Consider the following 18515-nt stretch of genomic DNA (forward strand, 5'->3'; position numbering starts at 1 on the left):
GTTATTTATAGATGTAAGCCGCGCTCGCCGCGCAGGATGCCCGTCGGCCCCGAGCGCACCACCTCGATGATCTGACTCGGCGACAAGTTGCCTAGGAAGGCGTCGAGCTTGGCGCTGTCGCCGGTCATTTCGACGACGTAGGAACGGGGGGTGACGTCGATGATGCGGGCACGGAAAATGTCGGCGAGGCGTTTGAGCTCTTCGCGGTCGTGGCCGTTGTGGGTGCGGACCTTGAGCAGCATCAGCTCGCGCTCGATATGGCCGGATTCGGAGATGTCGAGCAGCTTGATGACGTCGATGAGCTTGTTGAGCTGTTTGGTGATCTGCTCGATGATGCGCTCGTCGCCGCGGGTGACGATGGTCATGCGTGACACCGTGGGGTCCTCGGTGGGGGCCACGGTGAGGGCCTCGATGTTGTAGCCGCGGGCGGCGAACAGCCCGGCGACCCGGGCCAGGGCGCCGGCTTCGTTTTCCAACAGCAGGGAAATGATGTGACGCATCAGGCCAGCTCCCGGTCCACGTTGATCCACGGCGGCAGGCGCATCTGGTGCTGGGCCTTGCCGGCCTCCACCATCGGATAGACGTTCTCGGTGCGGTCGGTGATGAAGTCCAGGAACACCAGCCGGTCGCGGTGGCGCATCGCCTCCTCCAGCGCCGGGCGCACGTCCTCGGGCTTCTCGATCCGCATACCCACGTGGCCGTAGGCCTCGGCCAGGCGCACGAAGTCGGGGATGGTGTCCATGTAGGAATGGGAATAACGGCTCTCGTAGCTGAATTCCTGCCACTGCCGCACCATGCCCATGTAACGGTTGTTGAGATTGACGATCTTGATCGGGGTCTTGTACTGGAGGGCGGTGGACAGCTCCTGGATGCACATCTGGATGCTGGCCTCGCCGGTGACGCAGACCACGTCGCTGTCGGGGTGGGCCAGCTTGACCCCGATGGCCGCCGGCATTCCGAAACCCATCGTTCCCAGGCCGCCGGAATTGATCCAGCGGCGCGGCTTGTCGAATTTGTAGTACTGGGCCGTCCACATCTGGTGCTGGCCCACGTCGGAGGTGACATAGGCCTCGCCCCGGGTCACCTCCCACAGTTGTTCGATGACGTACTGGGGTTTGATCAGCGGGCTTTCGCGGTCGTAACGCAGGCAATCGACGGCGCGCCAGCGTTCGATCTTCTCCCACCAGGCCGCCAGGGCTTCTGCATCCGGCTGTTTGCCGCTGGCCCGCAGCGCGGCGATCAGGTCGGCCAGGACCGGTTTCACGTGACCGACGATGGGAATGTCCACCGGCACGTTCTTGGCGATGGAGGCCGGATCCACGTCGATGTGGATGATCTTGGCGTAGGGACAGAATTCGTCCAGCTTGCCGGTGACGCGGTCGTCGAAACGGGCGCCGATGGCGATGAGCACGTCGCACTCGTGCATGGCCATGTTGGCCTCGTAGGTGCCGTGCATCCCCAGCATCCCGAGGAACTGGCGGTCGGTGCCCGGATAGGCGCCCAGCCCCATCAGCGTCAGAGTGATGGGGAAACCCAGCAGGCGGGTGAATTCGGTCAGCTCCGCCGATGCCTCGCCCAGAACCACGCCCCCGCCGGCATAGATCATGGGGCGTTTGGCCTCGAGGATCAGCTCCGCCGCCTTCTTGATCTGGCGCGGATTACCGTGCAGTTTCGGCTTGTAGGAGCGCAGCGAGACGGACTCCGGATAATGATACGGAATCTTGATGTTCGGGTCGGTGATGTCCTTGGGAATGTCCACCAGCACCGGGCCGGGACGGCCGGTGGTGGCGATGTGGAACGCCTTTTTGATGGTCTCGGCCAGCTTGCGGCGGTCCTTCACCAGGAAGTTGTGCTTGACGCAGGGACGGGTGATGCCGACGGTGTCGCATTCCTGGAAGGCGTCGCTGCCGATCACCGGCGTCGGCACCTGGCCGGTGAGCACCACCATCGGGATCGAGTCCATGTAGGCGGTGGCGATCCCGGTCACCAGGTTGGTGGCCCCGGGACCGGAAGTGGCCAGCACCACGCCGGGCTTGCCGGTGGCGCGGGCGTAACCGTCGGCCATGTGGGTGGCGCCCTGCTCGTGGCGCACCAGCACGTGCCTGACGTCTTCCTGGCCGAAAAGGGCGTCGTAGATGTGCAATACCGCCCCGCCGGGATAGCCGAAGATGTATTCGACCCCCTCGTCCTTCAAGGCCTGGACCACGATTTGCGCGCCGCTCAGTTCCACCGCTGATACCTGGTTTCCTATGGAGAAATAGCCCAGTAATCTACTGTATTGATTGGCTTGCCGTCAAGGCGGCGCCTCGAACAGGCGCGCCAGGGGGACGTCGAAGCTGCGCTCGAGCGTATCGCCCACCGGCGTCAGCAACGGCCGCAGTTCGGCCTGCGCCCGGATCGGTGATGGCAGGATGTAAGGATGGCTGTGGTAGAGGTCCGCCAGGGAATGGAGATGGGGATCGCGCCGCAGCAGCCAGGCGCCACCTTCGTCGCGGGCGAGCCAGCCATTAGCCTGGAGAATCTGCAGGATCCGGTCCAGCGCCGCCGGATTCAGGGCCGGCCAGTGGCGGGCCAGATCCGCCTCGGTCGGCAAGCGGTCGTCGCGCTGGCCCCGCCAGATCCGCTTGAGCAGGCCGTAGGCCAGATCGAGATCGTGCTCAGGCACGGGAACGGCGTTCTCCTCCGCGCCGTCCCGGAAGGTGTGCAGGCAGAAGGTGAACTGGGCCCCTGCCAGGGTCACCATCCACGACAGGTACAGCCACACCAGAAAGATCGGCACCGCCGCCAGCGCCCCGTAAATGGCCTCGTAGGTGGGGAAGCGGGTGATGTAGGCGGTGAATCCGGCCTTGGCCAGCTCGAACAGGGCGGCGCTCAGGGCGCCGCCGGCGACGGCCAGCCTGACCTTGACCCGGGCATTGGGCACCACCAGATACAACAGGGTGAAGGCGACGGCCTCAAACAGGAAGGGCAGCAGTTTCAGCAGCCCGAAGGCCGGCCCAACCATCCCCCAATGGGCCTGGGCCATCAGCCTGGAAGTGACCGCCACCGCCGCCCCCAGCAGTAGCGGCCCCAGGGTCAGCACCGACCAGTACACCAGCAGCCGGCGGTGAATCGCCCGGTAAGGCGGCGCCCGCCAGATTTCGTTGAGCGACTTTTCGATGGTGATCATCAGCATCAGGGCGGTGACGATCAGGAACAGGATACCGGGGCCGGTGAGCTTCTTGGCCTTGTCGGCAAAGGTGTAAACATACTGCTGGATCGTCTCCCGCGCCGCCGGCACCAGCTGCTCGAACAGGGCGTCCATCAGCCGGTCGCTGATCTCGTGGAAGGCGGGGAAGGCGGTGAAGATCGCCAGGGACAGCGCCAGCAGCGGCACCAGCGCCAGCAGGGTGGTGTAGGAGAGGGCGGCGGCGCTGTGGGTGCAGTGGCTCTCGCCGAAGCGGTGCCAGAAATAGCGCCAGAAGGCGGCGGCGCGGCGGAGGGCGTTGGCCGCCCGTCGGTAACCGTGGTAAGATTCGGGCACTTTACCTTAACCGGAACGAGCAGCAGACAAGGTTTATGGCCAAAGAAGACGTCATCGAAATGGAAGGCACCGTGATCGAGACCCTACCGAACACCATGTTCCGGGTCAAGCTCGACAACGGTCACGTGATCACCGCCCACATCTCCGGCAAGATGCGCAAGCATTACATCCGCATCCTAACCGGCGACCGGGTCAAGGTGGAAATGACGCCTTACGATCTCACCAAGGGCCGGATCACCTTCCGCCTCAAATGAGCTGTCCCGCCCGCCTCAGGCGGGGGTGACCGGCTTGCCGCTCTCCACCGAGAACTTCAATTCGCCGCCCTGCACGAAGAACTTGACGTGCCCGCCTTCGGTCAGGCGACCGAACAGCAGATCCTCCGCCAACGGCTTTTTGACGTATTCCTGGATCACCCGTGCCATCGGCCGCGCCCCCATCTTGGGGTCATAACCGCGCTCGGCCAGCCATTCGCGCGCCTGCGGGGTCAGCTGCAGGGTGACACCGCGCTCGGCCAGCTGTGACTCCAGCTCGAAGATGAACTTGTCCACCACCTGGCCGATGACCTTGCGTCCCAGAGGCCGGAACTGGACGATGGCGTCGAGGCGGTTGCGAAATTCCGGGGTGAAGGTCTTTTCGATCACCTGCATGCTGTCGCTGGCGTGGTCCTGCGGGGTGAAGCCGATGGACGCCCGGCTGCTTTCCGCCGCCCCGGCGTTGGTGGTCATCACCAGGATGATGTTGCGAAAATCCGCCTTGCGGCCGTTGTTGTCGGTCAAGGTGCCATGGTCCATCACCTGCAGCAACAGGTTGAAGACGTCCGGGTGCGCCTTTTCGATCTCGTCCAGCAGCAGCACCGCGTGGGGATGCTTGTTGACCTCCTCGGTCAGCAGCCCGCCCTGGTCGTAACCGACGTAACCCGGCGGCGCGCCGATCAGGCGCGATACCGTGTGCCGCTCCATGTACTCGGACATGTCGAAGCGAATCAGCTCCAGACCGAGCAGCCTGGCCAGCTGGCGGGTGACCTCGGTCTTGCCGACGCCGGTGGGCCCGGCAAGGAGGAAGGCGCCGATGGGCTTGCTCTCGGTGCGCAACCCGGCGCGGGCCAGTTTGATCGCCGTCGCCAGCGCCTCGATGGCCTCGTCCTGGCCGTACACCAGCATCTTGAGGTTCTTTTCCAGGTCGCGCAGCTTTTCCTTGTCGTTGGCCGACACCGTGCGCGGCGGAATGCGGGCGATCTTGGCGACGATGTGCTCGATTTCCCCAGTGTCGATCACCGCCTTGCGCGCGTCCTCGTCGAGCAGGCGCTGGCGGGCGCCGGCCTCGTCGATGACGTCGATGGCCTTGTCCGGCAGATGGCGGTCGGTGATATAACGGGCCGACAACTCCGCCGCCGCTTTCAGGGCCTCCTCGGTGTACTTGACCTGATGGTGCTCCTCGAAGCGGGTCTTGAGCCCCTTGAGGATCTCGAAGGTTTCCTCCACGCTGGGTTCGTGGACGTCGATCTTCTGGAAGCGCCGCGCCAAGGCCCGGTCCTTCTCGAAGATGCCGCGGTATTCCTGATAGGTGGTCGAGCCGATGCAGCGCAGTTCACCGGAGGCCAGCATCGGCTTGATGAGGTTGGAGGCGTCCATCACCCCGCCGGAGGCGGAACCGGCGCCGATGATGGTGTGGATTTCGTCGATGAACAGGATCGCCTCCGGCTGCTTCTTGAGCTGGGCCAGCAGGGCCTTGAGGCGCTTCTCGAAGTCGCCGCGGTACTTGGTGCCGGCTACCAGGGCGCCGAGGTCGAGGGAATAGATGACCGCGCCCCTGAGAACCTCGGGCACCTCCTCCTCGACGATCTTCTTCGCCAGCCCTTCGGCGATGGCGGTCTTGCCGACCCCGGCCTCCCCCACCAGCAGGGGGTTGTTCTTGCGCCGGCGGCACAGCACCTGGATGGTGCGCTCGATTTCCGCCTCGCGGCCGATGAGCGGGTCGATGCGCCCCTCCCGGGCGGCCTCGTTGAGGTTGGTGGCGTACTTGGTCAGGGGATTGCTGGCGTTGGCCGGCTGGGCCTCGTCGCTGTTCTCGTCCATATCAGAGGCGGAAGGCTCGCTGTCTTCGCTTTCGTCCTTCACCTTGGAGATGCCGTGGGCCATGTAGTTCACCACGTCGAGGCGGGTGATGTCCTGCTTGTGGAGCAGATAGACGGCGTGGGAGTCCTGTTCGCTGAAGATCGCCACCAGAATGTTGGCGCCGGTGACCTCCTTCTTGCCGGAGGACTGGACGTGGAACACCGCCCGCTGCAACACCCGCTGGAAACCCAGGGTCGGCTGGGTTTCCCGGTTGACGCCGGGCGGGATCAGCGGGGTGGTCTCATCGAGAAACTGGACCAGCTCCTCGCGCAACTGCTCGACGTTACCGCCGCAGGCCCGCAGCACCTCGACCGCGCTGGCGTTGTCGAGCATCGCCAGCAGCAGGTGCTCCACGGTGATGTATTCGTGGCGCTTGTTGTGAGCATATTTGAAAGCGGCGTTGAGGGACTGTTCCAGCTCTTTGCTTAACATGACGGGACCCGTTCGGTCTGTTGATCTCTTAGGCTTCTTCCATCGTACACAACAACGGATGCTGGTGACGACGGGAATATTCGTTGACCTGTTGCACTTTGGTTTCAGCCACGTCGCGGGTGAACACGCCGCACACCCCGACACCGCGGGTGTGGACGTGGAGCATGATCTGGGTGGCCTTTTCCTCGCTCATGGCGAAAAACCGCATAAGCACCTCGACGACGAAATCCATCGGCGTGAAATCGTCGTTGAGGAGGATCACCTTGTACAGCGGCGGCCGTTTGAGTTTCGGGCGCGCAGTCTGGACTGCGGTGCCGGTGCCGCCGTCCTCGGGCTGATCGTCATTATATTGCGACATTGCTCGCTCTGGATATCTCCCTGTTGTCGGTTGCAGGATAGCGCGCATCGTCAACCTCCGCATTCGACAGGACAAGCGCCGCAGGGTTCAATGCCGCGGCCGCAGATAACGGCTGTAGGACTCGGTCCGGATGGTCCCACTGCGGTCGCGCAGCGGCACAATCCACATCTCGTACATGGACACGATCCACATGAACACGAACGACATCGCCATCCCGGCCCCGCCGGCCACCACCAGCCAGGCGAAATGGGGCGACAGCTTGGTAAGCCACCAGGAAGCGATGTCGGTCATCTGAAAAATGAACGGCATCGCCACCGCGATCGCCTTGAGATATTCCGGCACGCCGGAGGCGAAGCAGAAGATGATCCCCACGAACATGAAGATGAAGGAAATGCCGAACAAATGGATGTGGGACACCCGCACCAAAGACTGGATGGTGGCGCCGGTGTCGGTTTCGGCCTGCGCCTTCAGTTCCTCGTAGCGATGAAAATCGGGCAGGGAGGAGTTGGCGTTGTGGCACATCACGCAGCGCTTTTCCACGATCGGCTTGATGATCTTCTCGTACACGTTCTTCGGGGCGCCGTCCCGCGCCCACTGGATGAGTTGGAAGCGCTCCTGGGGCGGGGCGTAGGGCTTCATCGGACCGTTGAGCATGATCTCCAGCTTGGAACCGGAACGGTTGCCGTAATAACTGTAGACGATGTCCTCGATGGAGAGGCCGAACTTGCCGTCCGCCAGGCCGTGGGTGAACAGAATCTGCAGCATCGCCACGAAATAGCCGATGGCGATGATGATGAGATAGGAGGAGAACAGCACCTTGGCGGAAAACGGCAGGTTGCGCAGTTCGTAGGTCATGACAGATCCTTGGGTAATGGGCAGATGGAATTCGAATCTCATTATTTGCCGCCCATCCGGGTTTGGCAAGACAAAATCCAGTAAAATGATCGGGTTTGAATAAACGGAGCTTTTATGGTCTGGAAGCCCAACGTCACCGTCGCCGCCGTCGTCGAGCACGACGGCCGCTACCTGCTGGTCGAGGAGGTCATCGAAGGCCGCCGCGTCTTCAACCAGCCCGCCGGCCATCTGGAGCCGGGCGAATCGCTGCCGGATGCCGCCCGCCGCGAGGTGCGCGAGGAAACCGGCTGGGCCTTCGAACCCGAGGCGCTGGTGGCGGTGCAGCTGCTGCCGGTGTCAGACGCGCTGACCTTCCTGCGCTTCACCTTCTGCGGTAACGTCCACGACCACCGTCCCGGGCAGCCCTTGGACGAGGGCATCGTCGCCACCCACTGGCTCACCCGGGCCGAAATCGAGGACCGAAGGAAACGTCTGCGCAGCCCATTGGTCCTCGATTCCGTCCATGCTTATGAATCGGGGCAACGCTGCCCCCTGAGTCTGCTGCGACACTATCCATGACCAAAGTCATCGTCGGCCTGTCTGGCGGGGTCGATTCCTCGGTCACCGCGCTGAAACTGCTGGAGGAAGGCTTTGATGTCACCGGCCTGTTCATGAAGAACTGGGACGAGGACGACGGCACCGAATACTGCACCGCCCTGCGCGACCTGGAGGACGCCCAGCAGGTGTGCGACCGGCTCGGCATTGAGCTTTACGCGGTCAACTTCGCTGCCGAGTACTGGGACCGGGTCTTCACCCACTTCCTGGAGGAATACAGCGCCGGCCGCACCCCCAACCCGGACATCCTCTGCAACAAGCACATCAAGTTCAAGGCCTTTCTCGACTACGCCCTGGACCTGGGTGCCGAGGTCATCGCCACCGGCCACTATGCCCGGGTACGCCGGCATCTGGGCCGCTATCAGCTGCTGCGCGGGTGTGATGCCAACAAGGATCAGAGCTATTTTCTCTACGCCATGGGACAGGCGGCCCTGTCCCGCACCTGGTTCCCCATCGGCCACCTGGAGAAAAGCGAGGTCCGCCGCATCGCCGCTGCGGCCGGCTTCCCCAACCACGCCAAGAAGGACAGCACCGGCATCTGCTTCATCGGCGAGCGCAAGTTCCGCGACTTTCTGCAGCGTTACCTGCCGGCCCGCCCCGGCCCCATCGTTACCCCGGAAGGTGAGGTCATCGGCGAGCATCAGGGGCTGATGTACTACACCCTGGGCCAGCGCCAGGGTCTCGGCATCGGCGGCCGCGCCGGCAGCGCCGGCCAGCCCTGGTACGTGGCCGGCAAGGATCTGGAGAACAACGCCCTGATCGTGGTCCAGTGCCACAATCATCCGCTGCTGTTCCACCGCACCCTGGAGGCAGCGCAGCTGGAATGGCTGGAAGGCAGCCCGCCCACAGGCGACTTCCGCTGCACTGCCAAGATCCGCTACCGCCAGCCGGACCAGTCCTGCCGCGTCGAGCGCCTCGGCGACGACCGCGTGCGCGTCACCTTCGACCAGCCCCAACGGGCCATCACCCCGGGGCAGTCGGTGGTGTTCTACGACGGCGAGGTCTGTCTCGGCGGCGGCGTCATCGAAACCCTGTCCAACGAGAGGAACCCCTGACATGCATACCCCGCTGACCTCCATTTCCCCCATCGACGGCCGCTACGCCGACAAGAACGAGACCCTGCGGCCCGCCTTCAGCGAGTACGGGCTGATCCGCCACCGGGTGCTGGTGGAGGTGCGCTGGCTCCAGGCCCTGGCGGACGAGCCGGCCATCGCCGAGGTGCCGCCCCTGTCACCCGAGGCGCACCGGTTCCTGGAGGAAATCCTGGAGACCTTCAGTGAGGCCGACGCCGAGCGGGTCAAGGCCATCGAACGCACCACCAACCACGACGTCAAGGCCATCGAATATTTCCTCAAGGAAAAGGTGGCAGGCCAAGCGGAGCTGGCCAGGGTCGCCGAATTCATCCACTTCGCCTGCACCTCCGAGGACATCAACAACCTGGCCTATGCCCTGATGGTCAAGGCCGGGCGCGACGAGGCCCTGCTGCCGCTGATCGACGAGGTGAGCGAGGAAATCCGCACCCTGGCCCACCGCACCGCCGCCGTGCCGATGCTGTCGCGCACCCACGGCCAGCCAGCCAGCCCCACCACCCTGGGCAAGGAAATGGCCAATTTCGTCCACCGCCTGCGCCGTCAGCACCGCCGGCTGGCCGAGGTGGAGATTCTGGGCAAGATCAACGGCGCCGTGGGCAACTACAACGCCCATACCGTCGCCTATCCGGAGGTGGATTGGCCGGCCCTGTCCCAACGTTTCGTCGAAGGCCTGGGGCTGACCTGGAACCCGTACACCACCCAGATCGAGCCCCACGACTGGATCGCCGAATTCTTCGACGCCCTCGCCCGCCTCAACACCATCCTCATCGACTTCGACCGCGACCTCTGGGGCTACATCAGTCTGGGCTATTTCAAACAGAAAACCGTCGCCGGCGAGGTGGGCTCCTCCACTATGCCCCACAAGGTGAATCCCATCGACTTCGAGAATTCCGAGGGCAATCTGGGGGTCGCCAACGCCGTCGCCCGCCATCTGGCGGAGAAGCTGCCCGTCTCCCGCTGGCAGCGGGACCTGACCGACTCCACCGTGCTGCGCAACCTCGGCGTGGCGGTGGCCCACACCCGCATTGCCCTGCAGAGCACCCTCAAGGGCATCGCCAAGCTAGAGGTGGACGAGTCCCGGCTGGCCGAAGACCTGGACGCCAACTGGGAGGTGCTGGGGGAGGCGGTGCAGACGGTGATGCGCCGCTACGGCATCGAGCAGCCCTACGAGAAGCTCAAAGAACTGACCCGCGGCCGCCGCATCGATGCCGAAAACCTTAAGGGTTTCATCGCCAAACTGGACATTCCCGACGCGGCCAAACAGCGCCTCCTGGCGCTGACGCCGGCGGATTACACCGGCCTGGCACGGCAGCTGGCGGAGCAGATCTGAAATCTGTGAACCGGGTCACAACCCGATCCCGTTTCTCTGCCACACTTAAGACCATGGTTGTCGTGCGGATGGCGGTGAATCTGCCCTCTATCCCCTCCTCCCTCCACCGCCGCCGGCGGCAACCTAACCCCGGGAGCCGACAGGACGGCAGTTCCCGGGGTTTTTTCATTCCCTGTTAGAATACCAGTTACCGACCAACCTGTGGATGAGGGGATGCAAGTCGCTTTTCAAACCCTGGGATGCCGTCTCAACGAAGCCGAGACCGAAGCCTGGTCGCGCCAGTTCCGCGCCGCCGGCGCCCGGGTGGTGCCACCGGATCGGGCCGACGTGGTGGTGCTCAACACCTGCGCGGTAACCGGAGAGGCGGCCCGCAAATCCCGGCAGTGGATCCGCCGCCTCAGGCGGGCCAATCCCGACGCCCGCCTGGTGGTCAGCGGCTGCTATGCCAGCCTGCGGCCGGAACAGGTGGCCCGGGAGCTGGGGGTGGACCTGGTCGTCCCCAATCGCGACAAGAACCGGCTGGTGGAACTGGCCCGGCGGCTGCTCCCCGCCCCTGCAACCACCGGGCATGAAACCCCGGGCTTCACCCGCAGCCGCCAGCGGGCCTTCGTCAAGGTTCAAGACGGCTGCCGCCACCGCTGCACCTTCTGCATCGTCACCGTGGCCCGGGGCGAGGAACGCAGCCGCCCGGTGGCCGAGGTGGTTGCGGAAATCCAGGCGCTGCGCCGGGAGGGCGTGCAGGAGGCGGTCCTCAGCGGCGTACACCTGGGCGGCTACGGCAGCGATCTGGGAAGCTCGCTCACCGAACTGCTCCGCGCCGTCCTGGAGCGGACCGATCTGCCGCGTCTGCGCCTGGGTTCGCTGGAACCCTGGGAGCTGGGCGAGGACTTCTTTACCCTGTTCCGCGACCCGCGGCTGATGCCCCATCTGCACCTGCCGCTGCAGAGCGGCTCCGACGCCGTGCTCAAGCGCATGGCGCGGCGCTGCCGGGTGGCGGACTTCCGCACGCTGGTTTCGACGGCGCGCCGCCACTGTCCCGATCTGGTGCTGACCACCGACATCATCGTCGGCTTTCCCGGCGAGACCGAGGCCGACTTTCAAAAGACGCTGGCGCTGGTGGAGGAAATCGGCTTCGCCCACGTGCACATCTTCCCCTACTCCCCCCGCGAGGGGACGGCGGCGGCGGCCTTTCCCCATGAGGTGGACGAGAAAACCAAGAAGGACCGCAGCAGCCGCCTCCACCGCCTGGCAGCCGCGCTGCGCCGCCGGGTTCTGGATGCCTGGGTCGGGAAGACCGCGGCGGTGCTGTGGGAAAAGGGGGAATGGCGTGACGGGCGGCGCTGGTTCAGCGGCTACACCCCCCACTACCTGCGGGTGCAGATACCGGCGCCGGAGGGAACCGATCTCAGCAACCGGATTCAGACCGTCAGGCTTACCGCGGTGGCCCCGGAAGGCGACCGGCTCGTGGCCGAGCCGGTTTAAACCCTATTCCTTGCGGGCGCCGACGAAATAGACCGTGGCCGCAATCACCGCCGCCGGCGGCACGAGGATATTGAGCAGCGGCACGCCGATCCCGAACATCACCACGCCGCCCAGGGTCAGATTGCCCAGCCTGGCCCGGGCCAGCAGGCGGCGCTGTTCGGGGAACAGGATGCCGTGATTGGCCAACGGATAGGCGGTGTATTCCAACCCCATGAACCAGGCGTTGAACAGCAGCCACAGGAACGGGGCAGCCAGATTGAGCCCCGGGATGACCGAAAGGACGGCCAGCGGAATCGCCCGGGTGACGAAATACCACAGCCGCCTCAATTCCGCCCCCATTTCCCGCATCACCGCCTGGGTCAGGCTGGTTTCCGGCGGCTGGGGCGCGACCCCGGTGAGCAGCTCCTCAGTGCGCTCGGCCAACTTGTCGTAGAAGGGGGAGGCCAGCAGGTTGGCCACCAGGGTGAAGCTAAAGAAGGTGATGAGGATGAAGGCCAGTCCGAACAGGGGCCAGAGCAGCCATTCCAGCCAGTCGAGCCAGGATGGAATCAGCCAGGCGAGAAAATCGGCGAAGTAGTAGCTCGCCAGGGCGAAAGCGCCGGCGTAGAGCAGGAAGTTGATCGCCAGCGGGATGAGGACGAAGCGGCGCAAGGTTGGCCGGGGCAACAGCACGAGCCCTTGCCACAGACACCGCAGGGCGTAGAGGGGATTGTTGAGTTTGCGGGTATCGTAACGGTCGATGGCCATGGCGGTTTGAGGTTCCGGTTTGCAAAGGGCACCATTGTACCGCCTTCCCCGCCCAATCAGGCGGCCATCATCGGGCGATCGGCCGGATACAACTGCGAATAACGCAACAGGGTATTTTTGCGGCTGAACATGGCGTGGACCGCCTGGGAACACTCGGGGATGCCGTCGAACGCCGTCGCAAGCTTTGCCAGATAAGGGTAACGGATTCCCCGGTGCTCACAGGGATCGCCGATGATGTCCATACGCATCCCCAGGTTGCCAACGATACGCATGATCGAGCGCCGGCATAAAAACAGCCAATAATCCAGACCGACCTGGGCACTGTAATCGCGGGCGGCACGGATCAGACCCAGCAGCACCTCCGGCTCGCTGACCTGCTGGCGCTCACCGTGACGACGGTAAGATTTCAGAATGGAAAGACGGGACAGTTCCGCAAAATATCTGCCTCCCGTCTCGACCCCATCGAGGGAAAAGCGGGTGATCCGGGCCATCGGCAGGCTTTCCGGCTTACCGAATACCAGCCGGGCGGTCCCGACCCACTCGCCGCTGGCCAGGTGCTGGATCAACAAATGCGCGGAACGGCTATCATAGACGTCGATTTCCTGCTGGTCGCAGAAACGCTCGACCGGCTCGAAACGCTTTTCCAAGCAATAGACCTGATACCGCAAACGATAGTGGATGGATTTGCTCTCCTTGGTATCGGCAATGACCGCCCGGTAGCGTCCGTCAAACATATTGGATTCCTCCCCTTTAATTTCTTAGCGGAATTTATGCCCACCCTATTACCCGTATCTTCCCCCTTCTCATAGGAATCAATGTCTTATCCGTTTTCTCTGAGGGAACTTGATCTCGGCCGCCCGGATGGCGGTCACGGCCTCCACGTAGGCGCTCAGTTTGGTCATGCCCTGCCACAGGGCTTTGGGACCGGGCGGGGGATCGTTCTTGCGCCCCAGCCAGCCGCCAAAGCCGGCCACGATGCGGACGATGGTGCCCAAATCCGGCGGCGTCGCGGGCGGCGGGGTGCGATGGTGGATGGCCCAGGCGGTCTGCCATTCTTCGACAGAGAACACCACTTCACAGCACCACTCGGGATGTTCCCGCCCGAGCGTCATCAGCATCAGGATGCGCCAGGCGACGATCAGATACAGCACCAGGGCCCGTTCCAGGCGTTCCCGGGTGCGAAGTTGCAGGGCTTCGATGCGGCAGCCGCTTTTGAGGATGCGGAAGTAGACCTCGATCCACCACCGTTTGCGGTACCATTCGATGCGCGCTCTGGCCTGTTCCAGGGTGGTGATTTCTTCGTTGGTGATCAGGCACCATTCGACCGCTTCCTGGCCTTCGGGGGGCGCCTCTTCCCGGGCCAGGATGACGGTGACTTGGGGGCCCGGGCCGCTTCGGGTCTTCAGTTCGACCCGGGCGAGCCGGATTGTTTGTGTGACCTGCCGGGCCGGGCGGTTGCCGCCGGCCGGCAGGTCAAAGGCGATCGTCCCCAACACCGGCTGGGCTTCGACCGCGGCCCGCAGTTTGCCATCGAGGGGGTCATTGAGCTTACGGTCGTGCTGCACCCGGATCAGGTAATCGGCGGCAAAGCCCAGCTGTTCGGCCCGGTCGATCAGGGCCCGAAGGTCACCTTCGCGGTCGGCGACATACACCAGCCGGGTCTCGGGCGCCAGGGCGGCCATCTCGGCCACCCGCTCATAACCTTCCACCCAACGCAGGCTTTCGGCCAGGTCCGGTTCCCCCTTGGGCAAACGCGCCCAGTGCCAGCAGTCGGTCACCCCCAGGGCCACGCCCGCCTCACTGATCACCAGCGTCGGATGCAGGTACAACCCCTGACGCTGCTCGTAATTCAGCCGTCCCAACCCCGCCATCGACGGCCGCCCGGAATAATCCAGCTCGGTGGTGTCCTGCAGGCACAGCACCCGCGACTGCTGCCGGATCCGTTCCAGGGTCGGCACACTGTGGGCCCGCAACACCTCCCGAAAATCCAGCCTGGCATTGTCCAGCAGCCGGTAGGCCGCCTTGGTCTCCGCCCAGCCACCCCCGCAAACGTTGGGAACGCTCGCCATCGGATCGTTTGCCATCGCTTCTATCACCCGGCACAGCCGCCGGTTCAGGCGGGCATCGCCCAGCGCCAGGGAAAAAATTCTTGTTCAGCCCAGCTCATGTCAACGCCTATCCAAAGAAATCAATATCTTACTACAGGGGCGAGAGATGTGGGTAATAGGGTGATTTATGCCCCCTGTGATTTAGGGCAAAAAATATACCATGACAATGGAAACAACTGCGTAACAGAACATCAAGGATTCTGTGAAACCGTCGATGACGCCGGAATGCGACACCCTATACGATTCGATGCCAAACATTTTGGCCGGCGTGAAACATAAGCCTTTGATTCCCAATAGAACCGATATGTCGCTGATTGGCGACATATCGGCCTTGAGATGAACAATCGTGCAACACGAACAACTTGAATCCAGCATGAAGGTGATAGAAATCATCCATCCCGGCGGCCCGGAGGTCCTGCAGCTGACGGAAAGACCGGTCCCCCGGCCGGGACCGGGAGAAGTCCTCATCCAGATCAAGGCGGCCGGGGTCAACCGGCCCGACGTGGTCCAGCGTCAGGGGCTTTACCCGCCGCCCCCCGGAGCCCCCGACATCCCTGGCCTGGAGGTCGCCGGCACCATCACGGCCGTTGGCCCCGGAGTGTCACAGTGGCAGCGCGGGGATGCGGTCTGCGCCCTGGTGACGGGCGGCGGTTACGCCGAATACTGTGTCGCCGTGACGGACCTGTGTCTGCCGATCCCGAAAGGGCTCGATTTCGTCCAGGCCGCCGCCATCCCGGAAACCTTTTTCACCGTCTGGCACAACGTGTTCGAGCGCGGGCAGCTGCATCGGGGGGAACGCTTCCTGGTTCACGGCGGCGCCGGCGGGATCGGCACCACCGCAATCCAGCTCGCCCGCGCGCTGCGTCAGGCGGAAATCTACACCACCTGCGGCACCTCGGAAAAATGCCGCTTCTGCGAAACCCTCGGCGCCCGGGCCGCGATCTGTTACCGCCGCGAAGATTTCGCCGCCCGCATCGCCGAACTGACCGCCGGCCGGGGCGTCGATCTGATTCTCGACATCATCGGCACCCCCTACCTGCCCCGCAACCTTCGATCCCTGGCGGAGGACGGCCGCCTCGTCATCATCGCCGTGCAGGGCGGCCCCAAAGGGGAGATCAATCTGCTGCCCGTTTTCCTCAAGCGGCTGACCATCACCGGCTCCACCCTGCGCCCGCGGCCGCCTGAGGTGAAGGCCGCCATCGCCCGGCAATTACACCGGCACGTCTGGCCCCTGCTGGAAAGCGGCCAGGTGCGGCCGATCATCCACAAGGTGCTGCCCCTGGCTCAGGCCGCCGAGGCCCACCGCCTGCTGGAAGAAGGTGAAGTCATCGGAAAAATCGTGCTCATTCCCTGAAGACGCCGCCGAGGTGATCTATCTTTAGAAAGGGACTTTCTGCGCATGGCAAGCGACGAACAGCTGCAAATGACAACAGCGGTTTCAACTTTCGATCCGGCGACCCACCCGACCTGGCTCATCGAGCTGGAGGACAGCACGCCCAAGAAGCGCGCCAGCGCACTCTATCAGCGCCTCCAGCAACTCAATGGCGTACACCTCGAGGCCGATTCCCGCCTCCAGCAGCTGGAACGCCTGCGGGGACCAGTGTTCGCCGCCGCACAGGCATTGGCCGGGGTGCTCCTTCAGGAGATGAAGGATTCATACCTGTCGGCCCGCAAGACGGCCAAGCTCTGCATTTTCCTGCAGCACCAACTGGCCAGCGGCTACGAACACCTGTCCGGTCCTTTGGCGCACCAGCGCATCCTGGCCTCGCTCGGACAAATGCTGCTGCATTTCCATCAATTGGGCGAACCTCCCGGCACCGCCTTCTGGCGCCGCCTCTACCGTGGGCTTGGGGACGCCCAGGCGAACGGCGGGCTCGATCATCACATCGACGACCCGGTCCAGGGAACCCGCTTGAGCCCGCGGGAACAACTGTATCGCATCCTCGCCTTCGCTGCCCTGCCCGCGAGCCGCTTCGAAGCGGCCGATCTCCATACGCTGTACCAGCACCTGCAAAGGAGCGACGGCCTGGAGATCCGGGGTGACCCGACTGAACCGCGATGGGTCTTCGATCCCCACCAGCCGGCCCCGCCCCGCCATCCCGACACCCGCCCTCCTTCCGGACCGTGGCACGGCTTCAGCGTCCGTCTCCGACAGGTGGAAGGGCTGCCCGACCGTATCGCGGTCCGGCTGCAGCATCACCTGGGACAATCGCCTGCCGCAACCTTGTCCGCCGAACGCCGGGTGGAAGAGATTTGGATGGGACATGCCCGGATCAGTGAAGAACTGCAGCACCGCTACCAGAGTACTGAAACCCTGAACTGGCTCGAAGTCCCCTCCCTGGAACTGGTGACCGCCGAAGACCCGGCCCCGATGGAACAAAAGGGCATCCACCGCTATCTCCAGGCCAAACTGTCCCACCACCCCCAGGACTCGTTGGCGGTGCTGGAGGTGGACAGGACGCTCCCTTGCGGCCGGCTGCTGGCCCTGAAAGGCTTCGACGGGCGGCTGACCCTGGGCGTTGTCCGCTGGTGTATCGCCGGCAAGTTCGGCAAACCCCACCGTTACGGTCTGGACCTTTACCAAGGACAACCGTGCTGCGGCCAGGCGCTGGTTCCGGAGCTGGGGCCACAGCCGGTGATCCGCTTGCCGGACCGGAACCTCGTATTCCTGCCTCCGGTCAGATTGAAGCTTGGAACCGAGATTCTCATCGACGCGGCCCCTGCGAAAAGCGGCCGCCTGCTCGAATGGAGCGGGGATTTCTGCGCCTATGCGCTCCAGCCATGAACGGCGCCGATCCGTTATCATGAATGGATGCATCTGTCCCGTCTTTCTCTTGCCAATCTTCGCAACCTGCATCCGGCACGACTGGCATTCGACCCGCGTCTGAACCTGATCGTCGGCCCCAACGCCAGCGGCAAGACCTCACTGCTGGAGGCGATCTATCTGCTCGGCCGGGCGCAGTCCTTCCGCACCTCCCATCCCCGGCCACTGATTCAGAGCGGGCAGTCGGCCCTGACCGTCTCGGGGTGTCTCCTCGTGGACGGGCGCGAACACCGTCTGGGCATCGGCTTCGAAGGCGTCCGGCGGCGCCTGCGCCTCGACGGCCGCGAACTGGACGCCCGCGCCGAACTGCTGCGGCTGATGCCGGTAAGGATCATCGATCCCACCCTTTACGATCTGCCCGAGACCTCCCCCCACCGGCGGCGCCGTTTTCTCGACTGGGGCGTCTTCTACTTCGATCCCGACTATCTGCCGGCCTGGCGGGCCTACCGCCGCGCCCTGCAGCAGCGCAATGCCGCCCTCAAGGCCGGCGACGCCGAAGGCGCCGCCCTGTGGGGGCAAAGCCTGGGGAAATACGGTAAAATGGTGAGCCGCAGCCGGCAACGCTATTTGCAAGTCTTCGCCGCCCGACTGGCGCCGCTGGCCGAAAAACTGGGGCTGGGAAAGGAGGCTGGCATACGTTATCTGCCCGGATGGCGCGCGGACGCCGACCTGGACACCGTTCTCAGGGAAGATCTGCCCCGGGATCTGCGCCATGGCTGCACCCACAGCGGCCCGCACCGGGACGACTTTCGCATCGCAATCGAAGGACATGACGTGCGCCAACGCCTCTCCCGCGGTCAGATGAAGTTGCTGGCACATGCCTTGATCTCGATCCAGGGAACGCTGCTGGAGCGTCCGGGGATTCTCCTGATCGACGACCTGGCATCCGAATTAGACCAGGAAAATCAGGCACTTTTGAGCGAATTGAGCGTCCAAACCCAGGAGCAGATCTTTATCACGGCCACCCGGCCAGCGGCACTGACCGCTCTGACTTCCCATCCGCACCGCATGTTTCACGTGGAACATGGGCGCATCAGTCCCGCAGAACCTTAGGAAA

General features: G+C 64.1%; 17 protein-coding genes. 8 read left to right on the top strand and 9 right to left on the bottom strand.

Going from position 1 to position 18515, the window contains the following annotated elements; genetic code table 11:
- Window positions 1-5: 5 nt before the first annotated feature.
- The 3 genes from ilvN to MCIT9_RS02910 form a co-directional block, all read right to left on the bottom strand.
- On the bottom strand, window positions 6-500 hold the full coding sequence (gene ilvN, locus MCIT9_RS02900; RefSeq protein ID WP_317705929.1) for an acetolactate synthase small subunit: 495 nt from the start codon (window positions 498-500) through the stop codon (window positions 6-8).
- The gene (locus MCIT9_RS02905; protein WP_317705930.1) at window positions 500-2230 is read right to left on the bottom strand and encodes an acetolactate synthase 3 large subunit; all 1731 of its coding nucleotides are present in this window, start codon (window positions 2228-2230) and stop codon (window positions 500-502) included. The genes ilvN and MCIT9_RS02905 overlap by 1 nt, the downstream gene beginning before the upstream one ends.
- 63 nt (window positions 2231-2293) lie before the next feature.
- A complete protein-coding gene (locus MCIT9_RS02910) occupies window positions 2294-3523 on the bottom strand; it encodes a YihY family inner membrane protein (protein ID WP_317705931.1) in 1230 nt (409 codons plus the stop codon).
- Window positions 3524-3558: 35 nt separating this feature from the next.
- Here MCIT9_RS02910 and infA point away from each other — a divergent pair, with 35 nt between their 5' ends.
- A complete protein-coding gene (gene infA, locus MCIT9_RS02915; protein WP_286293397.1) occupies window positions 3559-3777 on the top strand; it encodes a translation initiation factor IF-1 in 219 nt (72 codons plus the stop codon).
- A 15-nt stretch (window positions 3778-3792) separates the two neighbouring features.
- Here the strand turns inward: infA and clpA are convergent, their stop codons facing one another.
- From clpA to MCIT9_RS02930, 3 genes are all read right to left on the bottom strand, one after another.
- Entirely contained in the window at window positions 3793-6069 is a 2277-nt protein-coding gene (clpA, locus tag MCIT9_RS02920) for an ATP-dependent Clp protease ATP-binding subunit ClpA (protein ID WP_317705932.1), read from the bottom strand.
- A gap of 28 nt (window positions 6070-6097) precedes the next feature.
- Window positions 6098-6427 carry an ATP-dependent Clp protease adapter ClpS gene (gene clpS, locus MCIT9_RS02925; protein WP_286293399.1) on the bottom strand — a complete coding sequence of 110 codons (330 nt, stop codon included), beginning with the start codon at window positions 6425-6427 and terminating at the stop codon, window positions 6098-6100.
- 87 nt (window positions 6428-6514) lie between these two features.
- Complete coding sequence (locus MCIT9_RS02930) at window positions 6515-7282, bottom strand: elongation factor-1 alpha (RefSeq protein WP_317705933.1); 768 nt, start codon at window positions 7280-7282, stop codon at window positions 6515-6517.
- Window positions 7283-7396: 114 nt separating this feature from the next.
- Here MCIT9_RS02930 and MCIT9_RS02935 point away from each other — a divergent pair, with 114 nt between their 5' ends.
- From MCIT9_RS02935 to mtaB, 4 genes are all read left to right on the top strand, one after another.
- Window positions 7397-7840 carry an NUDIX hydrolase gene (locus MCIT9_RS02935; protein WP_317705934.1) on the top strand — a complete coding sequence of 148 codons (444 nt, stop codon included), beginning with the start codon at window positions 7397-7399 and terminating at the stop codon, window positions 7838-7840.
- Window positions 7837-8931, top strand: coding sequence for a tRNA 2-thiouridine(34) synthase MnmA (gene mnmA, locus MCIT9_RS02940; RefSeq protein ID WP_317705935.1), 1095 nt, complete (start codon window positions 7837-7839; stop codon window positions 8929-8931). The genes MCIT9_RS02935 and mnmA overlap by 4 nt, the downstream gene beginning before the upstream one ends.
- A 1-nt stretch (window position 8932) precedes the next feature.
- The gene (gene purB, locus MCIT9_RS02945) at window positions 8933-10297 is read left to right on the top strand and encodes an adenylosuccinate lyase (protein WP_317705936.1); all 1365 of its coding nucleotides are present in this window, start codon (window positions 8933-8935) and stop codon (window positions 10295-10297) included.
- A gap of 213 nt (window positions 10298-10510) precedes the next feature.
- A complete protein-coding gene (gene mtaB / locus MCIT9_RS02950; RefSeq protein ID WP_317705937.1) occupies window positions 10511-11779 on the top strand; it encodes a tRNA (N(6)-L-threonylcarbamoyladenosine(37)-C(2))-methylthiotransferase MtaB in 1269 nt (422 codons plus the stop codon).
- Between the two features lie 3 nt (window positions 11780-11782).
- Here the strand turns inward: mtaB and cysZ are convergent, their stop codons facing one another.
- The 3 genes from cysZ to MCIT9_RS02965 form a co-directional block, all read right to left on the bottom strand.
- Entirely contained in the window at window positions 11783-12526 is a 744-nt protein-coding gene (cysZ, locus tag MCIT9_RS02955; RefSeq protein WP_317705938.1) for a sulfate transporter CysZ, read from the bottom strand.
- A 56-nt stretch (window positions 12527-12582) separates the two neighbouring features.
- Window positions 12583-13260, bottom strand: a complete 678-nt coding sequence (locus MCIT9_RS02960) for a PEP-CTERM/exosortase system-associated acyltransferase (protein ID WP_317705939.1) — start codon at window positions 13258-13260, stop codon at window positions 12583-12585.
- Window positions 13261-13338: 78 nt separating this feature from the next.
- Window positions 13339-14673, bottom strand: coding sequence for an IS4 family transposase (locus MCIT9_RS02965; RefSeq protein WP_317706671.1), 1335 nt, complete (start codon window positions 14671-14673; stop codon window positions 13339-13341).
- A 334-nt stretch (window positions 14674-15007) separates the two neighbouring features.
- On the opposite strand from MCIT9_RS02965, the gene MCIT9_RS02970 reads away from it, so the two are divergent.
- The 3 genes from MCIT9_RS02970 to recF are packed head-to-tail and all read left to right on the top strand — an operon-like array spanning window position 15008 to window position 18511.
- A complete protein-coding gene (locus MCIT9_RS02970; RefSeq protein ID WP_317705940.1) occupies window positions 15008-15988 on the top strand; it encodes an NAD(P)H-quinone oxidoreductase in 981 nt (326 codons plus the stop codon).
- Between the two features lie 45 nt (window positions 15989-16033).
- A complete protein-coding gene (locus MCIT9_RS02975) occupies window positions 16034-17419 on the top strand; it encodes a hypothetical protein (protein WP_317705941.1) in 1386 nt (461 codons plus the stop codon).
- A gap of 27 nt (window positions 17420-17446) precedes the next feature.
- On the top strand, window positions 17447-18511 hold the full coding sequence (recF, locus tag MCIT9_RS02980) for a DNA replication/repair protein RecF (protein ID WP_317705942.1): 1065 nt from the start codon (window positions 17447-17449) through the stop codon (window positions 18509-18511).
- Window positions 18512-18515 lie beyond the last annotated feature (4 nt).

Origin of the sequence: Methylomarinovum caldicuralii (genome assembly GCF_033126985.1) — a bacterium.
In the GTDB taxonomy this organism is placed as follows: Bacteria; Pseudomonadota; Gammaproteobacteria; order Methylococcales; family Methylothermaceae; genus Methylohalobius; species Methylohalobius caldicuralii.

Bases quoted from the DNA above. Each gene is read 5' to 3' on its own strand.
- mtaB (WP_317705937.1), top strand. From the start codon at position 10,511: ATGCAAGTCGCTTTTCAAACCCTGGGATGCCGTCTCAACGAAGCCGAG.
- MCIT9_RS02975 (WP_317705941.1), top strand. From the start codon at position 16,034: ATGGCAAGCGACGAACAGCTGCAAATGACAACAGCGGTTTCAACTTTC.
- recF (WP_317705942.1), top strand. From the start codon at position 17,447: ATGCATCTGTCCCGTCTTTCTCTTGCCAATCTTCGCAACCTGCATCCG.
- MCIT9_RS02930 (WP_317705933.1), bottom strand. From the start codon at position 7,282: ATGACCTACGAACTGCGCAACCTGCCGTTTTCCGCCAAGGTGCTGTTC.
- ilvN (WP_317705929.1), bottom strand. From the start codon at position 500: ATGCGTCACATCATTTCCCTGCTGTTGGAAAACGAAGCCGGCGCCCTG.
- MCIT9_RS02970 (WP_317705940.1), top strand. From the start codon at position 15,008: ATGAAGGTGATAGAAATCATCCATCCCGGCGGCCCGGAGGTCCTGCAG.
- clpS (WP_286293399.1), bottom strand. From the start codon at position 6,427: ATGTCGCAATATAATGACGATCAGCCCGAGGACGGCGGCACCGGCACC.
- infA (WP_286293397.1), top strand. From the start codon at position 3,559: ATGGCCAAAGAAGACGTCATCGAAATGGAAGGCACCGTGATCGAGACC.
- cysZ (WP_317705938.1), bottom strand. From the start codon at position 12,526: ATGGCCATCGACCGTTACGATACCCGCAAACTCAACAATCCCCTCTAC.
- mnmA (WP_317705935.1), top strand. From the start codon at position 7,837: ATGACCAAAGTCATCGTCGGCCTGTCTGGCGGGGTCGATTCCTCGGTC.
- clpA (WP_317705932.1), bottom strand. From the start codon at position 6,069: ATGTTAAGCAAAGAGCTGGAACAGTCCCTCAACGCCGCTTTCAAATAT.
- MCIT9_RS02935 (WP_317705934.1), top strand. From the start codon at position 7,397: ATGGTCTGGAAGCCCAACGTCACCGTCGCCGCCGTCGTCGAGCACGAC.
- MCIT9_RS02960 (WP_317705939.1), bottom strand. From the start codon at position 13,260: ATGTTTGACGGACGCTACCGGGCGGTCATTGCCGATACCAAGGAGAGC.
- purB (WP_317705936.1), top strand. From the start codon at position 8,933: ATGCATACCCCGCTGACCTCCATTTCCCCCATCGACGGCCGCTACGCC.